The sequence below is a fragment of the Nostoc sp. CHAB 5715 genome, from assembly GCF_020829685.1.
Taxonomy (GTDB): domain Bacteria; phylum Cyanobacteriota; class Cyanobacteriia; order Cyanobacteriales; family Nostocaceae; genus Nostoc.
This window is the reverse complement of record NZ_JAIVFR010000706.1, coordinates 1-4079: the sequence shown is the minus strand read 5'-3', so window position 1 is coordinate 4079 and position 4079 is coordinate 1. Positions and strand designations below refer to the sequence as shown.

Here is a 4079-nt window from a genome sequence, read left to right as displayed (position 1 = left end):
TATACGCCTTATGTGAATTAAAAACGCCCAAGCTATAGCAAGGGTTTCAGGCTATGGTTTAGCCAAGATGTTTAGCCATGTTAACGTATTTACGCCTTTCCAGACTCCAACTCACATAAGCCGTATTGTATAAATTTCTGTAAAGAAATTAGCAAGTTTTGCGTAAAACTAACGCGATCGCAACTGAGAATTATCCAGGGGTGACTTCAATATGGTTCGGATAAGATCCCCCCGCCTGTGGCGACCCCCTTAAAAAGGGGGTAATTAGAAAAAAAAGCCCCCCAATTTATCGGGGGGTTGGGGGGATCTCCGACGAATAAACACGTTAACCGAACCGTATTGGGGGTGACTTCAACCACCGTAAACCCACATTACCCGGATTTCTCACAAAGCTTGAAGCTTGTGAGAAATCCGGGATAAGGCTGGCCACATGGTTTCAGGAGCGATGCCTGCGGCGGTAAACTACGCTCCTCTAGAACTTCAAGCGAACGCGAGTAGCGCGTCTCGTAGAGAGGAAAAATTGGGAGTGTGTAGGCAAGCATGAACCTTCGGCATCGCTGCCTTCTCCCAAGGGGAGACGCTAAAAGCGATCTGCTCTCTGCCTTTCTTTGTAATTCTTAGTTTTAGACCAAAGTGCTGTAGGACAAAGAGCCATCTGCAAAGATAAAATTCTCAAAACCTGTTGTGGACAGTGTAATAACATTTTTATTGTTATTGAAGCTGATGTTAGCTGGGTTTAGGACATTGCCTGAAATTACACCAGAAAAAGTGAGTTCAGAGCGATTGAAAGCACTGAGGTCTAAGGTGTCAAAACCTTTTCCACCATCCACAGTCCCAGTACCAAACCCTTTGAAGTAGTCATTTCCAGTACCTAGATCAATGTTGATACCGCCACCAATAGTAACTTTTTGTTGAACTTCATTGATGGTAGTGGTGGCTGTAATTTTGTCATTGCCATCGCCAGTCTTGATAGTTCCTTTTCCATAAATGCCATAGGCATTACCATCAATTGTTGCTGTAGCCTGTCCGGTAAGAATGTCACAACCATTTCCAGTATCAATTACTCTGTCGTTGAAGATGCCATAGGCGATGAAGTCGATGAACTGGGAGGGAACATCAAGAGGCGTTGTTGCTGTAGCCTTTCCGGTAAGAATGTCACAACCATTTCCAGTATCAATTACTCCGTCGTTGGAGATGCCATAGGCAATGGGGTTCTGGGATGAACCGTTGCCAGAACCAGTAATTGTGTCGTTGCCCTGCCCTGTGGTGATGGTGGCACCTTTCATGTTCTGGATGCCAGTTCCATTACTGTCGTAGCCGCCAATACCTGTGCCAGTGCCTATGATCGTGTCTTCTCCGTCTCCGGTATCCAGTTTCTTACTGTTAGTGATGCCAGTTGCAGTACCGCCGTTGCCCCTGCTATCACCAGTCCCAGTTATTGTGTCATTTCCGTCCCCTGTATTCAGATTGCCATTATTGCTGATGCCAGTCGCTGCACCGTCAGAGCTGGGTCCTAGCCCGTCGCCACCCACGCCGCCGATACCAGTACCAGTGATCTTGTCATTTCCGTCTCCAGTATCCAGTTGCCCAGTGTTGCTGATACCTATCCCAAATCCGCCGTCGCCGCCGAGGCGGCCGAAACCACCAGTGCCGCCCTGACCAGTACCAGTGATCGTGTCATTCCCGTCCCCTGCATTCAGTTTGCCACTGTTAGCAATGCCAGTCCCTGCACCGCCATAGCCGCCACCGAGTCCGCTGCCACCCATGCCGCCAATGCCAGTGCCAGTGATAGCATCATTTCCGCCCCCTGTATTCAGCCTGCCACTGTTAGCGATGCCATTCCCTACACCGCCAACGCCGCCGCCACCGCCGTCACCGCCGCCACCGCCGCCCTTGCTGCCAGTGCCATTGCCGATGATAGTGTCATTGCCCAACCCAGTATTAAGGATGCCAATGTTACTGATGCCTGTCCCTGCACCGCCACCGCCGCCACCGCCGCCAAAATCATCATAAGGAAAAGGAGGCGGATCAGAAGGAGGCGGATTCCCGCCGTTGCCTCCATGACCCCCAATACCCTTGCCGATAATAGCGTCGTCGCCCGACCCAGCATTCAGATTGCCATTATTGCTGATGCCGATTCCAGCACCGCCTTTGCTGCCACTGACGTTCTTACCGATAGCACCATCACCGCCTTTACCGCCAGTGCCGTTGCCTTTAAAGGTGTCCTTTCCTGAGCCTGTATAAATGAAACCTCCAGTTAAAATATCAATCCCAATTGCTGGAAATTTATTTAAATCTTCCCCTACTATTGTGTCCGAACCAGCAGTGCCGGTGAAATTGGATGGAACCGTAAATCTAGCCATAATCAAAATCCTCTAAATTTAGATTAGTACTGAGCTTCTACACATGTATAGCAGGGGACTGGGGACTGGGGACTGGGTTGAAAGTCTGTTTGTATATAGGTTTTATCATCAGTTAATGTCCTAACCTCCTTGTCCGTTGCTGTAGATTAAGGGAAAATACCAGGTAATGCATCAGTAAACCAAAAAGTTTTTTAGAAGCCTTACCATCTGCACATTTCTTCTTAGCCACCTACCTCGCCATTGACCACGCCACCTCGTCACTGCCACGCCCAAATAACCACTCCAATTTATCACCACCTCGCCAATGCCATAACACTGTTGGGTGCGATCGCATCGACTGACAATGCCATTGTTTTGACTAACAATTCGATCGCATCAACTGACAATGCCATTGTTTCGACTAACAATTTGATCGCATCAACTGACAATGCCATTGTTTTGACTAACAATTCGATTGTATCGGCTGACAATGCCATTGTTTCGACTAACAATTCGATTGTATCGGCTGACAATGCCATTGTTTCGACTGACAATGCCAGGACTTACGCAAAAATCGCCGAAAGGCTTAATTTATCGAACCGCCAAGACGCCAAGAACGCCAAGAATTCGTAGAGCGTGCGTAAGTCCTAAATGCAATTGTATTGGCTTTACCTAACTGAAATTATCGTGCAAAGTCGGCTAAAACTGTTTTTAGCTACGCCTCCTTCGAGAGATGACGAGATGACAAACGCGATACCGCTAAAATTGTAGATGAGGATGAGGTCAGCAAGGAGAAAAGACGACAGACAATTTTAGATTTGACGATATTTACCTACGCCTCAATGAACTGACGCAAGATGTTAAGCTGATGCGTGTCTAGATTGTACATTGCAATCGTTAATATTGTCCTTTGAAATACAAATGACTAATGACAAATGACTAATGACAACCCTTACAGGCATTAAGGAAACAATATCATGTTTCAACCTTTAGTTGAGCCGATAACCTTTGAAGAGTTTATAGAGTGGAAACCAGAAAATGGCAGATATGAATTACATAAAGGAGTCATAGTTGAAATGCAACCAACAGGCGACCATGAGTTGGTCAGGGCATTTTTGATTAAAGAACTTAACTTTGAAATTCGCAGATTCAATCTAGCTTATTCAATCCCTAGCCAAGCGTTAGTTAAAGCAGTAGATAAAAAATCCGGTTATATTCCTGATGTCTTAGTATTGAACCTGACTAATTTAGCGAATGAACCACTTTGGAAAAAGTCATCTACTGTTTCTCAGGCAGAATCAATTCCATTAATAGTGGAAGTGGTCAGTACCAACTGGCGTGATGACTATTTTCTCAAATTTGGTGAGTACGAAGAAATGGGGATTTCTGAATATTGGATTGTTGACTATGCTGCTCTAGGTGGAAAGCGGTTTATTGGGAATCCTAAACAGCCAACGGTATCAGTTTACACTCTATTTGAAGGAGAGTATCAAATTACTCAGTTTCGAGGAAATGACCGGATTGAATCACTTACTTTTCCAGAGTTAGATTTAACTGCTGAACAAGTTTTTCAAGCTGCTTTGGGAGAAGCTTAACCAAAAACATATACTTTCAAAAGAAACTCTGCAATTTTTAGTGACAATGCCATTGCATCAACTGACAATGCGATTGTATCAACTGACAATGCCATTGTTGCGGCTGACAATGCCATTGTTGCGACTGACAATGCCATTGTTG

The 4079-nt window shown here is 45.7% G+C and carries 3 protein-coding genes; 1 reads left to right on the top strand and 2 read right to left on the bottom strand.

The annotated features are described in order from the left end of the window. Positions 1-623: 623 nt before the first annotated feature. Both LC574_RS29500 and LC574_RS29495 read right to left on the bottom strand, forming a co-directional pair. Entirely contained in the window at positions 624-2363 is a 1740-nt protein-coding gene (locus tag LC574_RS29500; protein WP_229457172.1) for a hypothetical protein, read from the bottom strand. Between the two features lie 290 nt (positions 2364-2653). Next, positions 2654-2896 carry a hypothetical protein gene (locus tag LC574_RS29495; RefSeq protein WP_229457171.1) on the bottom strand — a complete coding sequence of 81 codons (243 nt, stop codon included), beginning with the start codon at positions 2894-2896 and terminating at the stop codon, positions 2654-2656. Between the two features lie 423 nt (positions 2897-3319). Between LC574_RS29495 and LC574_RS29490 the strand changes: the two genes are divergently transcribed. Then, a complete protein-coding gene (locus LC574_RS29490; RefSeq protein WP_229457170.1) occupies positions 3320-3937 on the top strand; it encodes a Uma2 family endonuclease in 618 nt (205 codons plus the stop codon). Positions 3938-4079: the final 142 nt, after the last annotated feature.